This is a genomic window from Clostridium sp. ETTB3 (genome assembly GCF_053571985.1).
In genome coordinates this window covers 443,644-468,382 of record NZ_CP199832.1, presented here as the reverse complement: position 1 = coordinate 468,382, position 24,739 = coordinate 443,644, and the positions used below count along the sequence as shown (strand labels likewise).

The following is a 24,739-nucleotide window of genomic DNA, read 5'->3' as shown; positions in this document are numbered from 1 at the left end:
TAAAAAATTAAAATTTCTTTTTTTTAAATTTTCTTAATATTCCATATTTCGCCTTTTTATATTTGTTAACGTTTCATAAATTATAATTTTTATTAATTTTTATAAAATTTATTATTATTTTAATTAATTTATTTTATTTTTTTATTATTCCCCAATTTTTATTATATATGTATTCAATGAAATACTATTAAATTATGAATAATTTACTTTTAATTTATTCATAATTTTTTTTAAATTTTTTTTCATTTTATAATTAATCGCAATATTTTTCCATATTATCCTATTTATTATGCTAAAATTCAAAAGGGGATGTCGCACTAAAATTTTTATACACAATATATTGTTTAAAAAAATAAAAATCAATACAATATATCGTAGTATTTATTCTTAATACGACATCCCCTTTTCATTATAGTACTACTCTCTTTCAACAACCAATGCAGTTCCCATTCCTCCACCTATACAAAGAGTTGCTAGTCCTTTTTTAGCATCTCTTTTTTGCATTTCATGAAGTAATGTAACTAAAATTCTAGCTCCTGAAGCACCTACTGGATGACCAAGTGCAATTGCTCCCCCATTAACATTTACTTTATTCATATCAAAATTTAAATCTTTAGCAACTGCTAAACTTTGTGCTGCAAATGCTTCATTTGCTTCAATTAAATCCATATCTTCCACTGTTAATCCAACACCTTCTAATGCCTTTTTAGTTGCGTGGAATGGCCCATATCCCATTATTGAAGGATCTAATCCCTTACTTCCATAAGAAAGTATCTTTGCCATTGGTTTTAATCCTAATTGAGCTGCTTTTTCTGCACTCATAACTACAAATGCTGCTGCTCCATCATTAATTCCAGATGCATTAGCAGCTGTAACTGTACCATCTTTAATGAATGCAGGCTTTAATTTTTCCATCTTTTCAATTGTTGAACCAAATCTAGGGAACTCATCTTGTGCAAATACCTTTGGTTCTCCCTTTCTTTGTGGTATAATAACAGGTACAATTTCATCTACAAATCTACCTTCTTTAATAGCCTTTTCAGCCTTTAATTGTGAATTTAATGAGAACTCATCTTGCATTTCTCTTGTTAATCCCCATTCTTTAGCAATATTTTCAGCAGTTACTCCCATATGATAGTTATTAAATGCATCCCATAAAGCATCCTTTATCATAGTATCAACTATTTTTCCATCACCCATTCTTTGTCCCCATCTTGCTCCTGGAACAGCATATGGTGCGGCAGACATATTTTCCATACCACCAGCAACCACTACATCACAATCTCCTGCCTTTATCATTTGAGCTGCTAATGCAACACATCTTAATCCTGATCCACAAACTTTATTTATTGTCATTGCAGGAACTTCTACTGGTAATCCAGCTTTTACAGCAGCTTGTCTAGCTACATTTTGACCTTGAGCCGCTTGTATAACATTCCCCATTACTACTTCTTCAACTAATTCTGGTTTTATTCCAGCTCTATTTACAGCTTCTTTAATTACTATTGCTCCTAATTCTGATGAAGGAACATCCTTTAATGATCCTCCAAATGATCCAATTGCAGTTCTTACTGCACTAACTATTACTACCTCTCTCATAAAAATCCTCCTATTAATTTACCCTAAAATCATAATAGTGCTAATTGCTTAAATTGTTAAACAATTAACACTATTATTATACCACTTTATTTTTTCCATTTTCAACTAATTTTAAAAATATTTTACTTTTAATTTAAGGTTTTAATTATTTTAATAATCTTATTTTTTACTTATAGTTAATAAACTTATATTACATTTAATATATTAAGAGATGTTTTTTTACTTACTATATAATTGCAAGCTAAACATCATCTATATTTAATGATAAGTTTATTTCTTTATAACTTGGAACTAACTGCCTTAATTCAACTCCTGCACACTTAAACATCATTTTAGATGCCTTTACTGAATCAGTATTAGAATATTTATCACTTAAATAAACTACTTCACTAATCCCTGATTGAATTATTGCCTTTGCACATTCATTACATGGAAAAAGTGCTACATATATTTTACATCCTGATAAATCCTTTCCCTTTGCATTTAGTATTGCGTTTAATTCTGCATGAACAACAAAAGGATATTTTGTATTTAACATTTCTCCTTCTTTTTCCCATGGAAATTCATCATCTGAACATCCCTTTGGTAAACCATTATATCCTATACTTTCTATTACATTATTTTTATTTACTATACAAGCTCCTACTTGTGTATTTGGGTCCTTACTTCTCTTTCCAGATAACAATGCTACTGACATAAAGTAATCATCCCAACATAAGTAACCTTCTCTTTTTGCCATTTTTATTACAACCTTTCATTTAATTTTTAATTAATAGCTTATGTATAAATTAATCATTATCTAAATTTAAAAAATGCGAAAACCTACTGGCTTCGCACTTTTTTTATTTTTATTTAGTTCCAAAAAGTCTATCTCCAGCATCACCAAGACCTGGTACAATATACCCCTTTTCATTTAATTTTTCATCAATAGATGCTAAATATATATCAACATCTGGATGTTTCTCTTGTACAAGCTTAACTCCTTCTGGAGAAGAAATTAAACACATTAATCTAATCTTTTTAGCTCCTCTTTTCTTTAATAAAGAAATAGCATCAGCTGCAGAACCACCTGTCGCTAACATTGGGTCTACTACAATTATATCTCTTTCAGCTATATCTTGAGGTAACTTACAGAAATATTCTACTGGTTGAAGTGTTTCTTCATCTCTATATAATCCAATATGCCCTACCTTAGCTGCTGGTATTAAGTTTAATATTCCATCAACCATTCCAAGACCAGCTCTTAATATTGGTACTATAGCAATCTTCTTACCTGCTAACATTTGGCACTTTGTTTTACAAATTGGAGTTTCTACTTCAACTTCCTCTGTTTCTAAATCTCTTGTAACTTCATAAGCCATTAGCATAGAAACTTCTTCTACTAATTCCCTAAAATATTTTGATCCAGTATCCTTACTTCTAATATATGCTAACTTATGTAATATTAAAGGATGTTTAATTTCTGTTACTTTACTCATTGTTAATTTCCTCCTAGTTAAACCTTAAATATATTTAATTACTTAGAATATTTCTTTTCAATTTCTGTTATCTTATTTATTCTTCTTATATGCCTATCGCCTTCAAATTCTGCTCCTAAAAATGCTTTTACTATATCTATAGCAAGACCTTTTCCTACAACTCTTTCTCCCAAAGTTAATATATTAGCATCATTATGTTCTCTAGTTGCATGAGCACTAAATGTGTCTGAGCAAAGTGCTGCTCTTATTCCCGGAACCTTATTTGCTGCTATTCCTATTCCTATTCCTGTTCCACAAATTAATATACCAAAATCAAATTCTTTAGCTACTACAGCCTCTGCAACTGGCAATGCAATATCTGCATAATCACAAGCTTCTTCTGAATATGTTCCAAAGTCTTTAAATTTAATATTTTGAGATTTTAAATACTCTGCTATTTCTGCTTTTAAATTTAATCCACCATGGTCACAACCTAATGCAATTTTCATAAAATCCACCTTTCTATAATTGTCTATTTTATAAAAAAAGAAGAATAGGTTCCCCCATCCTCCTTGATTATACTTCTAAAATATCATATCCTGCAGCTTTATTTAATCTATTCATAATTGCAAGCCCAACACCATTTTCTTCAAATCCTTGACATAAAATATATTGAACTCTTAAATCATCACATTTTCTTAATGCCTCAAAAAGATTTTTTGCAATTTCCTTTAAATCATTTTCACTACCTAGTGATATAACTTTTCCATTATTAAATTTATTTAAATTTTCATTTGTAGTTAATATTGCTACATCATTACCTTTTTCTATATAATTCTCTACTATTTCATTAATTATTTCAATAGTTTTTTCATTTTTCCCCTTAATTATTTTTAAATGAGCATTTGGAGCATAATGTTTATACTTCATTCCAGGAGCTTTTGGTTTAAAATCATCATTAGGTTTTGATTTTAATGCTTTATCTAATTCTATTTCTGGATTTATTTCCTTAAGCATTTCCAATGTAATTCCACCTGGTCTTAAAACTAATGGTGGATTTACTGTACAATCAACAATAGTAGATTCAACTCCTATATCGCTACTTTCTCCTCCAATTATATAATCAACTCTTCCATTTAAATCTTCTACACATCTTTCAACCTCAGTTGGACTTGGTCTTCCAGATATATTAGCTGATGGAGCTGCAATTGGCCTTTCTGCTAACTCTATAAGCTTAAGTGCAATTTCTGAATTAGGCATTCTAATCCCAATGGTGTTAAGATTTGCACTTGTTACATTTGGAATTATATCTTTTTTTTCTAAAATAACAGTTAATGGACCTGGCCAAAATTTATCAATAATTTTTTGTGCTACCTCTGGAACATCCTTAACTAACTCTGAGATTTCTTTTGTACTAACGTGAATAATAAGAGGATTATCCTGTGGTCTTCCCTTAGCTATAAAGATTTTCCTTACAGCTTCATCATCTAATGCATTAGCTCCTAATCCATATACAGTTTCTGTAGGAAAAGCTACTGTACCACCATTTCTAATAACTTTTCCTGCTTCCTCTATAAATCTAATATCTGTATTTATATCCTTTATTATGGCAACCTTTGTTTCCATAAAAATTTAACCTTCTTTCTCTAAATTTCTTTCTGTCCTCTAGCAATCTTAATACTTTCTATAGCTGAAGATGTATATATTGCATTAACACAATTCTTATATATATTATCTAATAATATATACTTATTTAATTCTCCACAATTAATAACTTGAAAATAATATGCAGCATCATTGCGTATTTTTTTTATTCTTATGTATTCATCTGCAACTTCTTTATTTTTATTAATAAAATCTTTAGAAATAAGCTTTAATTTTTTATTTTTAGATCTAATTGATGTAATAATTATTATCTCTAAATTTTCATTACTTTTATTAGTATGTACAATTGCTACTTTATCACATTGAACTAAAGAATAAGTTGAAAATATTCCATTTCTAAATTTCAATTTATTATTATAACAAAAAAATTTAAGATATGATTTATTAACCTTGTTTATTAATGCTATACAAATTAATATTTCTATTACGGCTAAAAATATAACTAAAATAGTTGAATTTATATAAGATAAATAAGTACATAGCGGAAGAAATATACCTAAAAATACCATTAATGAATAAAATATCTTATTATAAAAATTTTGTTTTTTCAAGGCTTTTTCTATCTTCATATAATCACCTATTTTAAAAGGGGATGTCGCATTAAGAATAAATACTACAATATATTGTGTTGATTTTTATTTTTTAAAACAATATATTGTGTATAAAATTTTTAGTGCGACAGCCCCTTTTAAACTTATATTGAATCAGTGTTACCCATTGCTTTCATTTTTTCAGCTTGGTCTGCAGTAATTAAAGCATTAATAACTTCTTCAATATCTCCATTCATGAAACTATCTAGTTTATATAATGTTAACCCTATTCTATGATCAGTTACTCTTCCTTGTGGATAATTATAAGTTCTTATTCTTTCACTTCTATCCCCTGTTCCAACTTGACTCTTTCTATCTTCAGCTATTCCAGCAAGTCTTTCAGCTTCAGCAACTTCATATAATCTAGCTCTTAAAACTTTCATAGCCTTTTCTTTATTCTTAAGCTGTGATTTTTCATCTTGACAAGCTACTACTGTTCCTGTTGGAATATGTGTAATTCTAACAGCTGAATCTGTTGTATTAACGCATTGTCCTCCATTACCAGAAGATCTATAAACATCAATTCTTAAATCTTTATCATTTATTTCAATTTCAACATCATCAACTTCTGGTAATACAGCTACTGTTGCCGTTGAAGTGTGTATTCTTCCTGAACTTTCTGTATCTGGTACTCTTTGAACTCTATGTACACCACTTTCATATTTAAGTTTTGAGTAAGCACCATTACCCTTAATCATAAATACTACTTCTTTAAATCCACCAAGATCATTTTCATTTGAACTCATTAATTCAACTGACCATCTTTGAGATTCTGCATATCTTGTGTACATTCTGAAAAGATTAGCTGCAAATAATGCTGCTTCATCTCCACCAGCACCACCTCTAATTTCAACAAATACGTTTTTATCATCATTAGGGTCCTTTGGTAATAAAAGAATTTGAATCTTATTTTCTAATTCTTCTTCTTGATCTTTTAATGAAGAAATTTCTTCTGATAACATTTCTCTCATTTCTTTATCAGTTTCTTCTTCTAACATTTCTTTGTTAGCTTCTAAATCTTCAACAACCTTTTTATATTCTCTATAAGCTGTTACGATTACTTCTAAATCAGCATGCTCCTTACATAGCTTTCTCCATTCTTTTTGATTAGCCATTATTGAAGGATCTGATATTTTAACTGATAGCTCTTCATATTTATTTTCCGTAAATGCTAATTTATCTAATAACATAATATCACTCCGTACTGTATTTTTTCATATTGAACAATTATAACATATTATTTATATTTTTATCAAGATACAAGGATTTACAAGTATATTAAGCATTATAATGCTAAGTAAAAATATTCATTTTTTAAATTTAAACTTATTTTCCTTGCCACTCTCCTATAACTACTCTATCATGTCCTACTAAATCTTTTATTACCCTAATATCCTTATATCCCTTTTCACTCATTAATTCACTAACTTCATAACCTTGATCATGACCTATTTCAAATGCAAGTATACCATTTTCCTTTAAAACTTTATTACTATCATTTATAATTCTTCTATAAAATTTTAACCCATCATTTCCCCCACTCAAAGCAGTATGTGGTTCATAATTTTTAACATCTTCCATTAAAGTGTTAATAACTTCATCTTTTATATATGGTGGATTAGATAATAATATATCATATTTCTTTTCTTGCTTAATTACTTCTTCTAATAAATCACTTTTTATAAAATTAGCTCTATTGCTTAATTTATGCTTCATTATATTCCTTTTAGTAATCTTTTCAGGGATATCATAGTAATCAATTAAATCAACTTTAGTGTTTTCTCTAAAATGTGCTATTGATATACCTATAGCACCACTTCCACAACATAAATCACAAATTTTATACTCCTTATCCTTATCTAAAAATTTAAGTGCTTCTTCCACTAATACTTCAGTATCACCTCTAGGAATTAAAACTCCCTCTTCTACATTAAAATCTATCCCCATAAATTCAACAGTTTTTAATATATAACTAATAGGCATTTTGTTTATTCTTTTTTCAATTAAAGAATAAAATTCTCTTTCTTTAAAATTACTTACTTCTTCATCTTTATTAGTAATTAAATAAAGCTTATCTTTTCCTAATACCTTCCCTAATAACAGTTGAGTATCTAAAATATACGTATCTATATTAGCTGCCTTTAATTTTTTGTTTCCATCTATTAATAATTCCCCTATTTTCTTCTTATATTCAATTCCTTCTGCTGCAATTAAAGATTTTATAGCAACCTCTAATTGAGAATCATCAGGTTCCTTAGTTGTAAGTTCTTGTAATTTTAATCCAGGATATGCAATTATTTTTCCCAATTTACTTTCAGTCCTTCCAAGCCATTTAATAATTTCATAAGTTATTCCTGCTACTATAGGTGTTAAAATTATTCTTAAAATCAATCTTTGCCAAAAGCTACCCCATCCAGTTAATGAAAATAAAATAATACTAACTAACATAGTTAAAAATAAAAAATTAGTTCCACATCTAGGGTGTAATCTTCCAAACTTTCTTACATTTTCAATAGTTAATTTTTCTTCAGCTTCATAACAAAAAATTGTTTTATGCTCTGCTCCATGATATTGAAACACTCTATAAATATCATCTAATTTGCTAATTAAAAACATATACATAATTAAAATTGCTATTCTTATTACTGCTTCTATCAAATTCAAAGCAATCGAAGAAATTCCAATATTTTTAAATAATGATGCAATTCCTGTAGGAATTCCTAAAAACAATCCCGTTGCAACTAAAAGTGAAATTATCATACTAAAAGTAACTAATAAATCATTTGCAGCCTTATCACCAAATTTTTCTTTTAACCAAATGTCAAATTTTGATTCTTCTTCATCATCTTCAAAAAAACTTGCTGAATAATTTAAAGTCTTGATTCCTAGGATTAATGAATCAATTAAAGAAACTGCACCCCTAATAATAGGAATATTTAAAAATTTATATTTTTTTGTAATTGGCTTAGTTTTTTCAACCTTAACTTCTATTTCTCCATTAGGGGTTCTTACAGCTGTTGCTATTCCTTTAGATCCCCTCATCATAACACCTTCAATTATAGCTTGCCCCCCAACATCACACTTCCTCATATACTCCACTCTCACTTTTATTCATTTTTATATTTGAAATAGCAATGACCACATAATGATTCATATTCCACATTATCTACATTATCAATTGCTACTTGTTGTCCTTCAAATACAAATTTATTATTAATTTTTCTTCCATTTAATATAGCTTTTTTACCACATTTACAAATAGTTTTTAGTTCTTCAATACTATGTGCTAATAATAATAATCTTGTACTTCCCTCAAATCCTTCCATTTTAAAATCAGTTCTAAGCCCATAACAAATTACTGGAATATCTAAACAAACTGCAACTTTAAAAAGTTCATCAATTTGATTCGCCTTAAAAAATTGAACCTCATCTACTAATATACAATCTATATTATATTTTTCACTTTGCCACTTATTAACTTCATCATAAATATTTTGAGCATCATCAATTAATAAATCTACCTTTCTTTCAACCCCAAGTCTTGATACTAACTTATCTCCACCCTTTTTATCTGTAGATGGTTTAATTAATAAAACCCTCATTCCACGCTCTTCATAATTGTAAGCAACTTGCATAAGATTTGTTGATTTTCCTGAATTCATTGCACCGTATCTAAAATATAATTTGCTCATATCGTCTCTCCTCTTATATATGTCTCTTATTCGATTATAGCATTTTAATAAATACATAAAAAGATGTTTTTATTTCTTAGTTATATTGACTGTATTTGTCGACTATGATATAATTTTATAGGTCATTGCAAGTCAATGAATGTATTTTGAAAGAGGTGAATTAAATGAAACAAGGCATACATCCAGAATACCATCACGATGCTGTGGTTAAGTGCGCATGTGGAAACACATTTACAACTGGTTCTGTTAAAGAAGAGTTAAAAGTAGATATATGTGCTAAATGCCACCCATTCTTCACTGGTAAGCAAAAAATCGTTGATATCGGCGGTAGAGTTGACAAATTCAACAAGAAGTTCGGTCTTAACAAATAGAATTAAGTTAGAATTTATGAGAAAGGATTTATTTCTTTCTCATTTTTTCTTTTATAAATAATTAAATTATATTAAAAAGGCTATTACAATAATTGATTTACTTAATAAAAGTATGAATTTCAACTAATGTTATAGCCTTTTTTATTTAATTAAGAAATAAATTATTTCTTGAATATATCATTTTTAGGGAAAACCTGAATAAACTCCCTATTATTTTTTGTTTTTGATAGCATATTTATTAAATTTTCAGTAATTTTTTCAATGTTTCCATCTCTATACATTACCTTTCTAATAGCATATGCAACTTCCTTTTCTTCATCTGTTAATAATAAATCTTCTTTTCTTGTTCCTGATTTATATATGTCGATTGCTGGGAATATCCTTCTTTCTTGTAATCTTCTATCAAGATGAACTTCCATATTACCAGTTCCCTTAAACTCTTCAAAAATCATATCATCCATTCTTGAACCTGTTTCAATTAAGGCTGTTGCAAGTATTGTTAAACTTCCACCTTCCTCAATATTTCTTGCAGCTCCAAAGAATTTTTTAGGCATTATTAATGCTCCTGGATCTAACCCACCTGATAAAGTTCTTCCAGTAGGTGTAATTGTTAAATTATATGCTCTTGATAATCTTGTTATACTATCTAATAATATAACAACATCTTTTCCTTGTTCCACCATTCTTTTAGCTCTTTCTAATACCATTTGAGCTACTTTTGCATGATTTTGTGGTTCTTCATCAAAAGTTGAATAAATTACATCTCCATTAATAGATCTCTTCATATCAGTAACTTCTTCTGGTCTTTCATCTATTAATAATACAATTAACTTTACATCTGGATGATTTATAGTAATATTTTGAGCAATTCTCTTTAATAAAGTAGTTTTACCTGCTTTAGGTGGAGCTACTATTATTCCTCTTTGTCCTTTTCCTATAGGGCATATAATATCCATTAATCTTGAAGATAAATCCTTCTCATTATTAGTTTCTAAATGTAATCTTTCATTTGGATATATAGGTGTTAATGTTTCAAAGTTTTTTCTTCCTATTGCCTTTTCAGGATTATCTCCATTAACTTTTTCAACAAACAATAATGCCTTAAATTTTTCACCATCTTTTGCTTCCCTAACTTTTCCTTGAACCTCATCTCCAGTTCTTAAATTAAATCTTCTAATTTGTGATGGAGATACATATATATCATTTTCACTTGTTAAATAGTTATCACATCTTAAAAATCCAAAGTTATTATTTTCTTGAACCTCTAAGACACCCTTTGCTGATCCCGATTCATTTATCATTACTTTTAACTTTTCTTTTTTTTCTTCTTTTTGCTCTTCTGTTATGTTATTTTCTCTAGTTGAATAACCATTATTAGTATTATTAGTATTATTAGTATTATTAGTACTTTCCTTTTCTCTTATCTTTGGAGCAATTTTTTCTCTTAAAACTACACCATTTTTTTCTATAGAATTTGGTGTTACCTTTACTAATTCATCTATCAATTCACTTTTCTTTAATTTACTTATGTTTTTTATTCCAAGCTCTTTAGCCTTATTTTTTAAATCTACTAAAGTCATCTCAGAGTATATTTCTCTTGTCAAAATGACACCTCCAATAGTTTCTATTAATTAGGGATACGATTTAGATTAACCTTAAGGTTTGATATATTGATATGAAAAATAATTCTTCAAAATAAATTCATAGTTTAAAAACAAACTTAATTTTATATATAATTATGAACTAATACTCTTTAAAATACAATAGAAACTTATATTTTAAGCTTTTCCAATATAAACATTTTTATAACATTAAACAATAAAAACGAAGGAATTTCCTTCGTTTTTATTAATTATCACCTAATGATGCCTTTATAAATCCTTTGAATAATGGATGTGGTTTATTAGGTCTTGATTTTAACTCAGGATGAAATTGAACTGCTACAAACCATGGGTGGTTTTCTAGTTCTACAATTTCAACTAATCTTCCATCTGGACTAGTTCCTGTAATTTTCATTCCTGAAGATATTATTTGCTTTCTATATTCATTATTAAATTCATATCTATGTCTATGTCTTTCATATATTAACTTATCATCATAACATTCATTTACTTTTGAACCTTCTTTTAATTTACATGGATATAATCCTAATCTCATTGTTCCACCTAAATCTTCTATATCCTTTTGCTCTGGCATTAAATCTATTACTGGATACTTTGTTTCAGGATTAATTTCATAACTATTGGCATTATCATATCCTACTACATTTCTTGCAAATTCAATTACAGCGGTTTGCATTCCTAAACAAATTCCCAAGAAAGGAATTTTATTTTCTCTTGCATATTTTATAGCTTCTATTTTGCCTTCTATACCTCTGTCTCCAAATCCACCAGGTACTAAAACCCCATTAACATCACCTAGTAATTCTTCTATGTTTTCTGAGGTAACATCTACTGCATTTACCCATTTAATATTAACATTAGTACCATTTGCTAATCCACCATGATTTAACGCTTCTACAACTGATAAATATGCATCATGTAGTTCTACATATTTTCCTACCAATGCAATGTTAGTATTTCCTTTTAAATTTTTTAATCTTGATACCATATCAATCCATTCTGAATTATCAATATCCCAACAACCTAATTCTAATTTTTCTACTACAAGTCTATCTAATCCTTCTTTATGCAACATTAGCGGAACCTCATATAAATGATTTGCATCTAAATTTTGAATTACACATTTTCCTTCAATATTGCAAAATAAACCTATTTTATTTTTTAAATCATCAGATAATTCCTTTTCTGACCTACAAACTATTATATCAGGTTGGATACCAATACTTCTTAATTCTTTAACAGAATGCTGAGTTGGCTTAGTTTTTAATTCTCCTGATTTTCCTAGGAAAGGTACTAATGTAACATGAATAAAACATACATTTTCTCTTCCTACATCATATTTTATTTGTCTTATTGCCTCAAGAAACGGCTGTGACTCAATATCTCCTACAGTCCCACCAATTTCAGTAATTACAACATCTACATCTCTTTCCTTAGCTACCCTATGTACCCTTTCTTTTATAGCATTTGTAATATGGGGTATAACTTGAACAGTTCCCCCAAGATATTCTCCCCTTCTTTCTCTTGAAATAACAGACCAATAAATTCTACCAGATGTTATATTGCTGTTTTGAGTTAAATTTTCATCTATAAATCTTTCATAATGACCTAAATCTAAATCAGTTTCTGCTCCATCATCAGTTACAAAAACCTCACCATGTTGATAAGGACTCATTGTACCTGGATCTATATTTAAGTAAGGATCAAACTTTTGTATTGATACCTTTAAGCCCCTATTTTTCAACAATCTTCCTAAAGAAGCTGCTGTTATTCCCTTTCCTAAACCTGATACAACCCCACCTGTAACAAAAACATATTTTGTATTCATTTATATTCCCCCATTTTTTTGTTTTTATTATTGACTATTGATTTTATCAATGATATAATTTAAATTACCTCTCTTATACAATTATCAAATATTTACCATAAATAATATAGTACCACATTAGCTTTATTAAAGCTAGTGCTTTTATGCATTTTTTAAATTTTCTTTTATTTTTTCCTCTAACTCAAAATATTCCTCTCTAAACCTTTTATTAATAAGTATTTTTTCTTCAGCAATTTTAACTTTATTATATAAACTTTTATTATTTGAAATACCTAACCTTTTCCTTAATTCATTATTATTTAAGCATTTAAAATTTTTCATAAGCAAAGTTATTAAATATGAATTTTCTCTTTTTTTCCAAAACTCATTTATTTCTTCATATTTCAAATCATAATACTTACAAATTATCATTATTATAATTCCTGCCCTATTTATATTCTTCACACCACCTTGATTTACATATTTTCTTTAATTCTTTCCTTACTATAAACTTTTATACATAAAAAAATACATCTTAAAAACTTTTTAAATTTTTAAGATGTCAAACTTTTTAATTTACTTGAATTTTTATATCTAATATTGTTGTTATACCTTCTTGTCCATCAAGTCCTATAACATACTTAGAGTGTATTTCCCCACCCTCTTCATTCATATTTATTTTTAATCTTTTAGTATCTATATTTAAATTTAACATACCATATGGAGTATTATATAAAGATAGTACATTTTCACCTTCTTTGAATTCCATATTTGTACTCGTTGAACCAACTCTTTCAAGTACCATACTATTATGTTTTATATTTAATGTAGTTGTTGTCCCATCCATTCCAGATAGCTCAGATTCTTCATATATAGCTTTAAATCCATCTTCATGTATAATAAATGTTCCAGGTGTTACAACTTCTATTGCTTCATTTGGCTCAATATCTGAAAAACTTTTTACTGTTATAATTGCTCTTTTTTCCATTTTATCCTCCTACTTTATAGAAATAATAAATTGTTCTAGCTCACTATCACTTATTGCTTCTACTTCTATATAGTTATCTAATTTTCTTCCATATATACCATATTTAATTTTGATTTTATCTTGTTCTCTTCCTTTACTATATCTAGCTGCCATTCTCGCTGCTAATACTTTATCACTTTCAGTTCCATTACCCTCTAATAATACTAATGCGCCTGAAAACTCTGCTGCATGGAATGATAAATATTCCTTATTAACAAGCATTTTAATTGCCTCTCCTTCTTCCTTGGTTCTAGCAACTATTATCTTATTATTATCAGCAGTTCTAAAGTGTCTTCCATATCTTAATAACTGTAACTCAGATTCATTAACTTCATCTTTAAATGTTAAAAGATCTCTTAATCTTAATGCATAATTAGGTTCAGTAAGCTTACATCCTCCTGCTGGTGATGGATATTCTGTTATCCCCCACTTTTCAGCTAATTCCATTTGTGTTTTTCTACTTCTTCCTGATATATCTAATAATTTTTCTCTATCAACTAGTCCATTTAGCTCCATTTCAGTTGGTTCAATATTTTTAGCACAAAGAGGTCTTAATATTTTATTTGAAAATCCTGATTCTTTCTTTACAATATTTAAAGCTTGTCTGTTTTGAGACATAGGTCTTTGATTTAAAACTTCTCCAGTTATTATAAAATCTGCATTATGTTCTTCTAACAATTTTCCTGCATAATTCATCATCATAGCATGACAATCTATACAAGGATTCATATTCTTACCTCTACCATGCTTAGGATTTTTAACTAATTCTAAGTGTTCTGGAGAAAAATCAACAACCAATAATGGTATATCTATTTGTTTTGCCATTTTAATTGCACTTTGCTCATTAAAAAAATATGATCTAAAACATATTCCTAATACATCTATTCCTTGTTCCTTTATTAATTTAGCAGCTAATATACTATCTAACCCACCTGAAATCATTGCTAATGATTTTGTCATTTTGTCCTCCTCTTTATTTAAATAAATTTTTAACAACATCAACCATTTTACTTTTAAACTTAATGTCATCATTTTCATTATTTAAATTATTTATTTCTTTTGGTTTTATATTTTCAATTTCTTGTTTTAAATTATCTGAATTAACATCACTTTTGCTTTCATCAACAAAACATAATGATGGAAACATTACACACCACCAGTTACGCCCTTGCCCTGATCCAATTATAACTCTAAATGCCTCATAATTTCCTTGTGGAAAAACATAATCTCCATAAACCTTATCTGGAAAATTTTCATATGAAAGCATTGTATTTACTTCATAATCATAATTATTATTTAAAATTACATCCTTAGCTATGTTATTTACATAATCAATATTATCATTTAATATAATTTCAGCTTCTTCTAAAGATGTTACTCCCTTAAGCTTCTCACTTAATGCTTCTACAACCTTATCTCTTACCTTTAACTTTAAACTTTGATCTTCTTCAGTATCACTATTTGCTATAACATGAAATCTAATTAGCTTGTCCTTAATTTCCTCATAATTAAGTGTTTCAAGTTCTAAGCTATTATCTTTATTATTTATTATATCATTCTTACAACATCCATTTAAAGTAAATATTAACAAAACTAAAATTACTATAAAATTATTATATCTTTTCATAACATAACCCCTTTCTTTTAGTAATAATTATTGACACTTTAAAGGGGTTTATTCATTTAATTTAATATTATTTAATTTTTTAAATAGTTCTAGTTAAAAATACTTCTCTATGATTTTCCTTCATTTTTTCATAACATCTTTGTGCCTTTAACATATCATCAAAAAATGCAAATACACTTGGCCCACTGCCACTCATCATACTTCCAACAGCACCATATCTATTCATTTCTTCTTTTATTCTAATTAATATATTATGTTTTCTTAAAGTTACATTTTCTAATAAGTTTTTCATATTATTTGCAACATAATATAAGTCATCATTTTCAATAGCTTCTATTAATTTATCAGTTTTAGGATGTATCCTTGCTTTATCCAATTCAAATGACTTATATACTTCTTTTGTGGATACCCCAAATCCTGGTTTAACCAATACTAAAATTTTATCCTTAAATGGTTTTAATTCAGTAATTTTTTCTCCTATTCCTTCACAAAGAGCAGTTCCCCCTTTTATACAATAAGGTATATCTGCACCTAACTTTAATCCTAATTCCATCAATTCTTCATCTGAAGCATTTACTTCAAATAGCTTGTTCATAAGTTTTAATACAGCTGCACCGTCAGTACTTCCACCTGCTAGCCCTGCTGAAACTGGGATATTTTTCACAATGTTTATATAGACACCTTCTTTAATATCATATTTTTCTTTAAATAACATTGCTGCTTTATAAGCTAAATTTCTAGAGTCAGTTGGCACATAGCTTTTATTACACTCTAACTTTATATTACTTTTACGCTTTTCAACATATATTTCATCATATAAATCAATATTTTGCATTATCATCTTTAATAAATGATAACCATCTTCTTTTCTTTTTCCTACTACATCTAAAGATATATTTATTTTTGCATAAGCTTTTATTTTCATTTATTCAAATCCTTTCAATATGGAAAGTATCTATCCTAAATTAAAGTTCAGAGCAAAAACTCTGAACTTTTATAAATTATATTATATATATTATTTTTCTTATAGTAAATATATCATTACTGTATTCTTTAAATCCAATTAGCAATATTCCCTACATTTTCATTAACGGTTTTATTAGATTTAATAAATTCTACTAAGGGTTCTAATTCCTCAAAAAATACAATTATCATATCCCCTGGAGTAGATTCAACATATGCCCTTTCTAAAGCTTTTACTTCATCTAATATAACCTTAAAATCCATATTACTATTTTGTTCTGAAACCCCTTCACTTATAGCTTTAGCTATTTCTCCTTTTTCTCTACCTCTTTTGTTTCTATCTTCCTTTATTATTATTTTATCAAGATATCTTGAACTTATCCTACCAATTTCTCTTGCTACAATATTCCCCCTATCTCCTGGTACTCCTATTACTCCAGTAATTTTCCCCTCTGTCATATATCTTAGTTTTGATAATACCTTTTTATATCCATCAATGTTATGACCATAATCCAAAATTATTTTAACATCATTACAATTATAAATATTAAATCTTCCTGAATTTTCATTTGCATTAAACTTATTAAGACCTATTTTTATCATGGCATAATCAATTCCTAATCCTACTAATGCAGCACATGCTGCCATAGAATTTTCAATATTAAAATCTAATCGCCCATTTAAAGTAATTGGAATATCTTCTATATTAATTATTTTATATTCTCTTTCTAAGTTATTAACACATATATAATTATCTTTTAAGTAAACTGAAATTCCATGCTCAAGAATATTCCTTTTTATTAATGGATTATTACAATCAACTGAAAAATATATTATATTAGACTTTATATTATTTATTATATTTTTGCTCCATTTATCATCAGCATTTATTACAACATAACCATCATCCTTTACAGCTTCAGCTACTAATGATTTTACTTTACACAAATCATCCATTGTATTAATTCTGTCTACCCCTAAATGGTCTTCAGTAATATTTGTTACCACTGCTACATCAGCTAAATCATATGCTAAACCCTTTCTAATTATTCCACCTCTAGCTGTTTCCAAAACAGCTACATCTACATCTTTATTAAATAATACACATTTAGCACTTTCAAAGCCTGTATCATCTCTCTTATCAATACATTCTCCATTTATATATATTCCTTCGGTACTTGTCATTCCAACACAATATCCCATCTTTAACAATGTGCTATTTATTAATCTAGTTGTAGTCGTTTTTCCATTTGTTCCTGTAATTGAAATTACAGGTATATTCTTCGGATTATTATTGTACATCATATTAATTATATCTATTCCAACATTTCTTTTAATGCCTTTCCTTGGATAAGAATGCATTCTCAATCCTGGTCCTGCATTTACCTCTATAATTGCTCCTTCACTTAATAAAGATTTTTTTATATCTTTTGTACAAATATCAATACCACAAATATCAAGTCCTATAGCCTTAGCTGCTCTTACACACATATCTTTATTTTCTTTTGAAATATCATCAGTACAATCAATTGCACTACCACCAGTTGATAAGTTTGAATTCTGTCTTAAAACAATCTTCTTATCTTTTTCTAAAACTGAATTTATTTTATAATTATTTATATTTAAATTTCTAATTATTTCATCATCTATCTTTATTTTGGTAAGTGGCTTTTCATGATCATATCCTCTAGATTCATCACTGTTTAAATCTTCTATAAGTTCTTGTATAGTTTTAACTCCATCTCCTATAATATATGGTGGAATTCGCTTTGATACAGCTACTACCTTATTATTTACAACACAAACCCTATAATCATCACCTTCATAGTACTTTTCTATTAATATATCTTTGTACTTTTCATTTAGCTTATTATAATTATCTATTAACTCTTTATCAGTTTTAATATTTAAAATCACATCTCTTCCTTTATTTCCAAACTCAGGTTTTAATACAACTGGATATCCTAATTCTTTTGCTGATTTTAATAAGCTCATAACATCGCTTACCTTTTCCCCACTTGAAACTGGTAAGTTTTGTATTGTCAAAAGTTCCTTTGAAACTAATTTATCACATGATATATCTGCTGCAACACAACTTGTTAAATTACTTATTGCTGATTCTATAACCTTACCTTGTTTACCATATCCAATTTGATAAAATCCACTATCTGCAATTTTTAAAACTGGCATTCCAATACTTTTCGCAGCATTACATATTTCTAATGAACTAGGTCCAATTACCTCATCATTTAATATATTTTTTATTGCTTTTAATCTCTCATCAAAAAATACATTTTCTCCATATATAAATGAATTTATAATATCTACTGCTAACTTTCCAATTTCAATTCCAGTTTTACTATACTCATACTGATATACAACAATATATTTATCTCCTTTTATTTCCCTTGCTTTACCATAATATATATCCATACCTAAAATATTATGTATAGCAATAATCATATGTTCACAAATATGAGCTAAATATGTTCCTTCTTTTAATCTTTTTACAAACCCACCTTCTTCATCTATACCACATCTATGAGTATGTAATATTGGAAGTAATCTTATTAATTTTTCATTAAACCTTTTTATATCCTTGCTTGGTATTTCTGAATATCCTTCTAAGTCCACATCTAAAACTATGCATTTTTTATGTGAATGAATATTCCTACCTTCATACACCGTACTACCTATGATTTTCATGAAAATATTTATCCTCCTCAAAAGGTATCTTTTTTAATAAATCAAATTTATCTCCCTCTTTTAATACATGAAGTTTAACATTAAACATACTTAATATTTCATTACTATATTGTTCTGAAACATTGCTATAAGTAATTCCACTTCCATCTATAAAATATACTGCTCCAGAACCTATCACCTCTGCTGTTCCTTTATCACTTACTAAAATTGCAGTATCTTCATCTATTCCTATTCCCAATACTTCTGGATTTTGTGCAATTGCAGTAAGTAGTCTCCCTACCCTTCCTCTTTGAGCAAAATGCTGATCTATTATTATATTTTTTACTAATCCCAATCCAGGTGACATTTTTAATGTACATTTATGTGGCGATTCATCATCTTCACCTTCTACAATCATTGTATCGCTCATTACAGAAGCACCTGCCGAAGTTCCTGCAATTACGCCTCCATTACTACATAATTCTTTAATAACATTATAAATAGGAGTCCCACCTATCATACTTGTTATTCTTAATTGATCTCCTCCTGTAAAAAACAACAAATTTGTAGTTTTAATTAAATTTATATTTTTATCATTAAATGCATCTTCTCTTTTACTAATGTCAAGTTTATCAATATTTTTTATTCCTAACTTTATAAATACATTTTTATAGTCATCATAAGTTTTTTCTGGATACTCTGTTGCTATAGTTGCTATTAACATCTTATCTTCTTTAGTATTTATATACTCTGCAACTTTTTTTAATATTTCCTTTTTTCCTCTTTTATCTTCTGCACCTCCTATAATAATTAAATTGCCACTTATTTTTTCATTCAAATTATCACCTCATATCATGTATTTCTTATTTTATCCAATTGTTAGAAATATATACACATCAATAAAAGAGGCGCTACAATCATTCATGTAGCGCCTCTTTTATTAATTAATATTAAAATTTACATTTTCCTGGTATTATTATTTTTTTGCCAACTGTTAATGACTCTGAACCTTCTAACTCATTAATTTTAATTAACGAATCCATTGTTGTGTTATATTTTTTAGCTAATTCCCATAATGTATCACCTACATTAACAACATATATTGTTACAGATGACTTCTTACATTGTTTTTCTTCTTCACTTTCTTCTATATCAACTATCCATTCTTTTTCTACTTTATAACAAACCTTTGTTGCTATAGATAACGTTGCTCTTATTCCTATTGTATTTGCTTCAACAGTTCCATCTATATTTTCTAAATGAACATTACAAATTGCATTCATATCAGGTTTAGTGCCTTTTAAATCTACAACTGATGTAAATGGAATTTCTCCAGTACACATATCAAATCTAAAATTTTCCTCTTCAGAAGTTTTATAAAATACTTGTATCTTTACTATTCCTTCAATTTTTATAATATCATCTTCCATTGTTGTATCAGTAATTAAAGGATATCCTGATGTAAATACCACAGAAGATATTTTTTCATCTTCATTTTTAGGGTATAAATTATCCTTTATTATTAATTCTGATGGTACTATTCCTTGAATCAATCCTATATTATATTTCTTTTTAGTTAATAAAACTGATTTTGTTGGTGAATATGCATCCTTAATTACATCTATAACTTCCTTTGAAACAACTCTAACTGATCCTTTAACTAAAAACTCAATGTTTACAGCTCTACTTTCTCCTAAATCATCTGCAATTACTATATAGTCATAGCTTACTATTTCAATTTGATTTGAAGCTAACATATCACTATTAACTCCAATTGCTTCTTCTTCCTTAGATAAATAAACATCATCTTGTAGCAAGAAAATACTATTTTCATCTTTTCCCTTACATAAAACTTCTATCTTACAATAGCATCCAAAGTAAATTTTACCATCACCTAATTTTACTTCTTTTTTGTGTAAGTTTATTGAACAAGCTAGTATTTCATCTATTTCAGGTTTATCCATTGTTGCTTTAATCATAGATTTACCCATTATCTCAATAGTAGTTTCACATTTTATTTGATTTATTTCCTCACTCTTTTTCTTAATTTGTATATCATCTTTTCCTTCAATTTCTTTTACGAATTCAAATTCACAAACCTTATAAATTTTCCAATTTATAGTCCTTATTCCATCAATAGCTATCTTACGTTCATTCATAATACTAGCTTGAATATGTTCTATTGCACAATCTACTTCGCAGATAACTTTATGTTCTTCAGAATTAATATCAATATAGTCAGCAAATTTTTCTGATAAATAAACTGAATTTATACTAGTTTCTTTACTTTCATCCTCTGATAAGTACATAACAGAATAATTAATTTGACCTTCTATCATTATTTTATCTGCTAAAATTTCTTTATTAGTAATAGTTGAATTAGCTTCTATTCCCAATATTTGATAAACGTCTGGATGTGAATCCTTTATTAAATATTCACCCTTTAGTACATTATCAGTAGAACTTTCTCTTATTAATTGTTCATTTTGAATACTTTCCTTAATAACATCTATCTGAGACATTTTACCCCTCCCTTATAGTATAACTTACTATAATTTATATTCTCTAAATATATATTTATTCTAATCTCTATAAACTGTTTACTAATTTTTTAGTAATAAATTCATCAAAATTTTTATATTGATCATTTTAATACCATTATTTAGGTGTTTGTGTCGAATTTTATCGATTATTTAAAAAAATTTTATTTTTTTTAAATAAATTGTTGACTTTATTATAAATATGTCATATTATAAAGATGGTTATTGACCATATAACCTCTCATAAATTCTCAATACCCTTTTATACCATAGTTGAAAGATGGATACCCGCCATCTTTCTTTTTTTTATTTATGTATATTTTTTTATTTTAAAAGTTATTTTTTAGAAATATTTTTATAAAAATTTAAAAATACTTTTAAAAAAATAAAAGCTTCGAATTTCTCGAAGCTTTTATTTATACTGCATAATATAAAGATACCGTCTTAGTTAAAACATCTGAGTAGCTATAAGTTACTGTTCTTTGATTATCATTTTCTAATCTTACAACAAAAATACTAGGATGAACACTTTCTATAACTCCATCATTTACTAATATTTTTTTTCTTCCACTATTTGCTTTTAAAGTAACCTTTTCGCCTACGTGGTTTTCTATGTCTTTTCTTATGTTGGCTAATGTTTTATTTCCTTCCATATTACCACCATCTTTCTAAGTATATTATAAAACTTTTTAGCATTTTTGTCAAATAATTCTAGTTATCTTATCACCTTATAGCCATTTTGTCAATATAAACTTTTTCCTTTATCTATTTACCAAATTATCTATTAATTATTATTAACTTTTTTTATTTTTTTATTCATTATTATAAAATTATCAATAAATATTTAATGCGCAAAGAATAGTAAATTATCATATTATAAATTGATATTAATGTATTAAACTTGGAGAATAAAATGGTAATAGGTGATGTTGTTGTTAGAAAATCTTATGATAAAGATATAACTTTTAAAATAATAGATATAAAAGAAGTAGATGGTAAAACTATATATATTCTTAAAGGAATTAGCATACGAATAATTGCTGATTCACCTGAGGCTGATTTGGAGCCTGTTGATGTTGATTTTATTGGAGAAAAAGAAAAAATATTAAACAGCCGTATTAATGAAGCTATAAAAAAGGCTGTTAATACTCGTTCTAGATTATCCCCTAAAAATAATTCCATATTATTGCCTAGAGGAAATAAAGTTCCCAAAAATAATCCCAATAAAGATTTAATCTTTGGTCGTCCTGGAAAAATACTTCATATTGATGGAGATAAGGATTATTTGGAAACGTGTCTAAAAGTATATAAACAACTTTCATTAGATGCAGTTGGTCGTGCTATTTTAGAAAAAGAACAAGCCAATCAAGTTGTAGATTTAGTTAAGGAAATTAAACCTGATATCGTTGTTTTAACTGGGCATGATAGTGTTTTAAAAGAAAGTAATGATTACTTAAACTTAAATAATTATAGAAATTCAAAATATTATATTGATGCTGTTAAAGCACTTAGAAATTATAATTCAAGCTATGATGAATTAGTTATATTTGCAGGAGCTTGTCAGTCATGTTATGAATGTTTATTAGATGCTGGAGCTAATTTTGCTAGTTCTCCAAACCGTGTATTAATCCATTGCTTAGATCCAGTATTTGTATGTGAAAAAATTGCCTATACAACTATTGACTCTGTTGTTTCAATAACAGATATAGTTGAAAATACTATTACAGGAATAAAAGGAATTGGAGGACTACAAACCAGGGGTAAATATAGAGAGGGATATCCCAAATCAACGTTTGTTTAGTTAGTAGTTTTTAGTTGTGGATGGGGATGGGGGATGTCGCATTAATAATAAATACTATAATATATTGTATTAATTTTTATTTTTTAAAACAATATATTGTGTATAAAAGTTTTAGTGCGACAGCCCCTTAAAATATATTTTTAAAAATTCAGCCTAAGCTGAATTTTCTCCTTAACTACTAACTACTAACTACTAACTAATTTAAAAGCCGGCTTTAAAAAGCTGGCTTTTAAATTGTATTATATTCATTTTTAAAATGTTCTAAGAATTTTAAGTATTCTTCCTTTTCATTAATTATACTTTCTAATTTACTATCAAAAGTATTTTGTCCCCAGTTTACTTCATTGTAATAATATCTGTTAGCAAGTCTCCAATATCTTTGTGGAAATTGTAAGTATGCATATAATACGTTATATTCACATTCATCTAACTTTGAAACCTTATTATATGATTCAATAATTGCATTTGCAAAATCTATGTTCCAATTATTTCGCTTTAAAACCTTTATCATGAAATTTGAAATATCAAATGTTCGTACTTCCCTCTTGCAATAATCAAAATCAATCACGCTAACTGAATTATCATTACCTAAAATAATGTTGTGATAAGTATAATCATGATGGCAGAATCCCTTTTCATGTTCTGCAATTTCACATAATTTAACATATTCTGATGCATTTAAAGTATTTAATGCTTTCTTTGCTATATCCTTATAGAATTCCATTGATTTTAAATATAATAAGTCAAAATCACTTTTTCTATTTTTCTTTCTTATCATATCTCTCATCTTATCTAAAGATTTAATTCTCTTTTCCATAAGACTTGGCCATCTTCCTAAATCACTTTTTAATTTAGAATTTTCGGGTGGATCATATCCTTTAGATGCTTCATGTAACTTAGCTAATGTTTCAGCTGCAATTTTAACCTCTTCTATATTATGAAAATCACATTCTCTTCCCTCTAACCACTCAGATAATGTATATAAATCTTCATTAACTAATGCATATGGTTCACCATCTATATTTAAGAAATATTTATCTACATTTTTAAATCCATTTTTTATTAAATGCTCTTTAGCTCCATAAACAAACAAAAGCTTCTGTGGTCCATAATTTATCTTTTTAAGACATCTTTCACCCTTATTAGTTTTAATATAATAGATACCCTTATTAGCTTTTATTATATCTATTTTTATTTGAAATTGTCTTTCTATTTCAAATTCTCTCATCATACTTCCTCACCCCCTTTATATTTATATGTACATATATCTTCTTTTATTAACATTTTTTATTT

General features: G+C 27.4%; 23 protein-coding genes. 2 read left to right on the top strand and 21 right to left on the bottom strand.

Annotated features, from left to right (window positions below; translation table 11 throughout):
- Positions 1-417: 417 nt before the first annotated feature.
- The 9 genes from ACUN06_RS02305 to ACUN06_RS02265 all read right to left on the bottom strand — a co-directional run bounded on the left by ACUN06_RS02305 (position 418) and on the right by ACUN06_RS02265 (position 9,060).
- Entirely contained in the window at positions 418-1,599 is a 1,182-nt protein-coding gene (locus tag ACUN06_RS02305; protein WP_294369232.1) for an acetyl-CoA C-acetyltransferase, read from the bottom strand.
- Between the two features lie 241 nt (positions 1,600-1,840).
- Entirely contained in the window at positions 1,841-2,338 is a 498-nt protein-coding gene (locus tag ACUN06_RS02300) for a deoxycytidylate deaminase (protein WP_291733627.1), read from the bottom strand.
- 109 nt (positions 2,339-2,447) lie between these two features.
- A complete protein-coding gene (gene upp / locus ACUN06_RS02295) occupies positions 2,448-3,077 on the bottom strand; it encodes a uracil phosphoribosyltransferase (protein WP_291733626.1) in 630 nt (209 codons plus the stop codon).
- 38 nt (positions 3,078-3,115) lie between these two features.
- Entirely contained in the window at positions 3,116-3,565 is a 450-nt protein-coding gene (gene rpiB / locus ACUN06_RS02290) for a ribose 5-phosphate isomerase B (RefSeq protein ID WP_291733625.1), read from the bottom strand.
- A 67-nt stretch (positions 3,566-3,632) separates the two neighbouring features.
- A complete protein-coding gene (locus tag ACUN06_RS02285) occupies positions 3,633-4,682 on the bottom strand; it encodes an L-threonylcarbamoyladenylate synthase (protein WP_291733623.1) in 1,050 nt (349 codons plus the stop codon).
- 20 nt (positions 4,683-4,702) lie between these two features.
- A complete protein-coding gene (locus tag ACUN06_RS02280; RefSeq protein WP_449390040.1) occupies positions 4,703-5,290 on the bottom strand; it encodes a hypothetical protein in 588 nt (195 codons plus the stop codon).
- A gap of 125 nt (positions 5,291-5,415) precedes the next feature.
- Complete coding sequence (prfA, locus tag ACUN06_RS02275; protein WP_291733117.1) at positions 5,416-6,501, bottom strand: peptide chain release factor 1; 1,086 nt, start codon at positions 6,499-6,501, stop codon at positions 5,416-5,418.
- A gap of 136 nt (positions 6,502-6,637) precedes the next feature.
- Positions 6,638-8,401 (bottom strand): peptide chain release factor N(5)-glutamine methyltransferase, encoded by a 1,764-nt coding sequence (gene prmC, locus ACUN06_RS02270; protein WP_449390039.1) that lies wholly within the window; start codon positions 8,399-8,401, stop codon positions 6,638-6,640.
- Positions 8,402-8,418: 17 nt separating this feature from the next.
- Positions 8,419-9,060 (bottom strand): thymidine kinase, encoded by a 642-nt coding sequence (locus ACUN06_RS02265; RefSeq protein WP_440250348.1) that lies wholly within the window; start codon positions 9,058-9,060, stop codon positions 8,419-8,421.
- Positions 9,061-9,167: 107 nt separating this feature from the next.
- Between ACUN06_RS02265 and rpmE the strand changes: the two genes are divergently transcribed.
- Complete coding sequence (gene rpmE / locus ACUN06_RS02260; RefSeq protein ID WP_005212373.1) at positions 9,168-9,374, top strand: 50S ribosomal protein L31; 207 nt, start codon at positions 9,168-9,170, stop codon at positions 9,372-9,374.
- A 161-nt stretch (positions 9,375-9,535) separates the two neighbouring features.
- Here the strand turns inward: rpmE and rho are convergent, their stop codons facing one another.
- From rho to ACUN06_RS02205, 11 genes are all read right to left on the bottom strand, one after another.
- Positions 9,536-10,954 carry a transcription termination factor Rho gene (gene rho / locus ACUN06_RS02255; RefSeq protein ID WP_440250352.1) on the bottom strand — a complete coding sequence of 473 codons (1,419 nt, stop codon included), beginning with the start codon at positions 10,952-10,954 and terminating at the stop codon, positions 9,536-9,538.
- Between the two features lie 268 nt (positions 10,955-11,222).
- Positions 11,223-12,824, bottom strand: a complete 1,602-nt coding sequence (locus tag ACUN06_RS02250; protein WP_294369225.1) for a CTP synthase — start codon at positions 12,822-12,824, stop codon at positions 11,223-11,225.
- Positions 12,825-12,965: 141 nt separating this feature from the next.
- Positions 12,966-13,268: a hypothetical protein gene (locus tag ACUN06_RS02245; protein WP_291733101.1), complete on the bottom strand. Its 303-nt coding sequence runs from the start codon at positions 13,266-13,268 to the stop codon at positions 12,966-12,968.
- Between the two features lie 106 nt (positions 13,269-13,374).
- Complete coding sequence (locus ACUN06_RS02240; RefSeq protein ID WP_291733099.1) at positions 13,375-13,791, bottom strand: DUF1934 domain-containing protein; 417 nt, start codon at positions 13,789-13,791, stop codon at positions 13,375-13,377.
- Between the two features lie 9 nt (positions 13,792-13,800).
- Entirely contained in the window at positions 13,801-14,790 is a 990-nt protein-coding gene (locus tag ACUN06_RS02235; protein WP_294399563.1) for a tRNA 4-thiouridine(8) synthase ThiI, read from the bottom strand.
- Between the two features lie 13 nt (positions 14,791-14,803).
- Positions 14,804-15,457: a stage II sporulation protein R gene (spoIIR, locus tag ACUN06_RS02230; protein WP_294162809.1), complete on the bottom strand. Its 654-nt coding sequence runs from the start codon at positions 15,455-15,457 to the stop codon at positions 14,804-14,806.
- Positions 15,458-15,536: 79 nt separating this feature from the next.
- The gene (ispE, locus tag ACUN06_RS02225; RefSeq protein WP_291733093.1) at positions 15,537-16,382 is read right to left on the bottom strand and encodes a 4-(cytidine 5'-diphospho)-2-C-methyl-D-erythritol kinase; all 846 of its coding nucleotides are present in this window, start codon (positions 16,380-16,382) and stop codon (positions 15,537-15,539) included.
- Positions 16,383-16,510: 128 nt separating this feature from the next.
- Entirely contained in the window at positions 16,511-19,126 is a 2,616-nt protein-coding gene (gene cphA / locus ACUN06_RS02220) for a cyanophycin synthetase (protein WP_449390038.1), read from the bottom strand.
- Entirely contained in the window at positions 19,110-19,943 is an 834-nt protein-coding gene (locus ACUN06_RS02215; protein ID WP_291733089.1) for a cyanophycinase, read from the bottom strand. The genes cphA and ACUN06_RS02215 overlap by 17 nt, the downstream gene beginning before the upstream one ends.
- Before the next feature lie 112 nt (positions 19,944-20,055).
- Positions 20,056-21,627 (bottom strand): DUF3794 and LysM peptidoglycan-binding domain-containing protein, encoded by a 1,572-nt coding sequence (locus tag ACUN06_RS02210; RefSeq protein WP_294399556.1) that lies wholly within the window; start codon positions 21,625-21,627, stop codon positions 20,056-20,058.
- Positions 21,628-22,061: 434 nt separating this feature from the next.
- On the bottom strand, positions 22,062-22,298 hold the full coding sequence (locus ACUN06_RS02205) for a Veg family protein (protein WP_291733083.1): 237 nt from the start codon (positions 22,296-22,298) through the stop codon (positions 22,062-22,064).
- Positions 22,299-22,558: 260 nt separating this feature from the next.
- On the opposite strand from ACUN06_RS02205, the gene yabG reads away from it, so the two are divergent.
- Positions 22,559-23,446, top strand: coding sequence for a sporulation peptidase YabG (yabG, locus tag ACUN06_RS02200; protein WP_412192475.1), 888 nt, complete (start codon positions 22,559-22,561; stop codon positions 23,444-23,446).
- A 229-nt stretch (positions 23,447-23,675) separates the two neighbouring features.
- On the opposite strand, the gene ACUN06_RS02195 is transcribed toward yabG, so the two are convergent.
- Positions 23,676-24,677, bottom strand: coding sequence for a CotS family spore coat protein (locus ACUN06_RS02195; protein WP_291733039.1), 1,002 nt, complete (start codon positions 24,675-24,677; stop codon positions 23,676-23,678).
- Positions 24,678-24,739 lie beyond the last annotated feature (62 nt).

What these genes read in the sequence shown, in the direction of transcription:
- ACUN06_RS02265 (WP_440250348.1), bottom strand. Translation starts at nt 9,060, where the DNA reads ATGTATTTATTAAAATGCTATAATCGAATAAGAGACATATATAAGAGG.
- prmC (WP_449390039.1), bottom strand. Translation starts at nt 8,401, where the DNA reads ATGAGGAAGTGTGATGTTGGGGGGCAAGCTATAATTGAAGGTGTTATG.
- ACUN06_RS02285 (WP_291733623.1), bottom strand. Translation starts at nt 4,682, where the DNA reads ATGGAAACAAAGGTTGCCATAATAAAGGATATAAATACAGATATTAGA.
- yabG (WP_412192475.1), top strand. Translation starts at nt 22,559, where the DNA reads ATGGTAATAGGTGATGTTGTTGTTAGAAAATCTTATGATAAAGATATA.
- ACUN06_RS02250 (WP_294369225.1), bottom strand. Translation starts at nt 12,824, where the DNA reads ATGAATACAAAATATGTTTTTGTTACAGGTGGGGTTGTATCAGGTTTA.
- cphA (WP_449390038.1), bottom strand. Translation starts at nt 19,126, where the DNA reads ATGAAAATCATAGGTAGTACGGTGTATGAAGGTAGGAATATTCATTCA.
- spoIIR (WP_294162809.1), bottom strand. Translation starts at nt 15,457, where the DNA reads ATGAAAAGATATAATAATTTTATAGTAATTTTAGTTTTGTTAATATTT.
- ACUN06_RS02240 (WP_291733099.1), bottom strand. Translation starts at nt 13,791, where the DNA reads ATGGAAAAAAGAGCAATTATAACAGTAAAAAGTTTTTCAGATATTGAG.
- prfA (WP_291733117.1), bottom strand. Translation starts at nt 6,501, where the DNA reads ATGTTATTAGATAAATTAGCATTTACGGAAAATAAATATGAAGAGCTA.
- ACUN06_RS02305 (WP_294369232.1), bottom strand. Translation starts at nt 1,599, where the DNA reads ATGAGAGAGGTAGTAATAGTTAGTGCAGTAAGAACTGCAATTGGATCA.
- ACUN06_RS02300 (WP_291733627.1), bottom strand. Translation starts at nt 2,338, where the DNA reads ATGGCAAAAAGAGAAGGTTACTTATGTTGGGATGATTACTTTATGTCA.
- rpmE (WP_005212373.1), top strand. Translation starts at nt 9,168, where the DNA reads ATGAAACAAGGCATACATCCAGAATACCATCACGATGCTGTGGTTAAG.
- rpiB (WP_291733625.1), bottom strand. Translation starts at nt 3,565, where the DNA reads ATGAAAATTGCATTAGGTTGTGACCATGGTGGATTAAATTTAAAAGCA.
- upp (WP_291733626.1), bottom strand. Translation starts at nt 3,077, where the DNA reads ATGAGTAAAGTAACAGAAATTAAACATCCTTTAATATTACATAAGTTA.
- ACUN06_RS02280 (WP_449390040.1), bottom strand. Translation starts at nt 5,290, where the DNA reads ATGAAGATAGAAAAAGCCTTGAAAAAACAAAATTTTTATAATAAGATA.
- ACUN06_RS02210 (WP_294399556.1), bottom strand. Translation starts at nt 21,627, where the DNA reads ATGTCTCAGATAGATGTTATTAAGGAAAGTATTCAAAATGAACAATTA.
- ACUN06_RS02205 (WP_291733083.1), bottom strand. Translation starts at nt 22,298, where the DNA reads ATGGAAGGAAATAAAACATTAGCCAACATAAGAAAAGACATAGAAAAC.
- rho (WP_440250352.1), bottom strand. Translation starts at nt 10,954, where the DNA reads ATGACTTTAGTAGATTTAAAAAATAAGGCTAAAGAGCTTGGAATAAAA.
- ispE (WP_291733093.1), bottom strand. Translation starts at nt 16,382, where the DNA reads ATGAAAATAAAAGCTTATGCAAAAATAAATATATCTTTAGATGTAGTA.
- ACUN06_RS02235 (WP_294399563.1), bottom strand. Translation starts at nt 14,790, where the DNA reads ATGACAAAATCATTAGCAATGATTTCAGGTGGGTTAGATAGTATATTA.
- ACUN06_RS02195 (WP_291733039.1), bottom strand. Translation starts at nt 24,677, where the DNA reads ATGATGAGAGAATTTGAAATAGAAAGACAATTTCAAATAAAAATAGAT.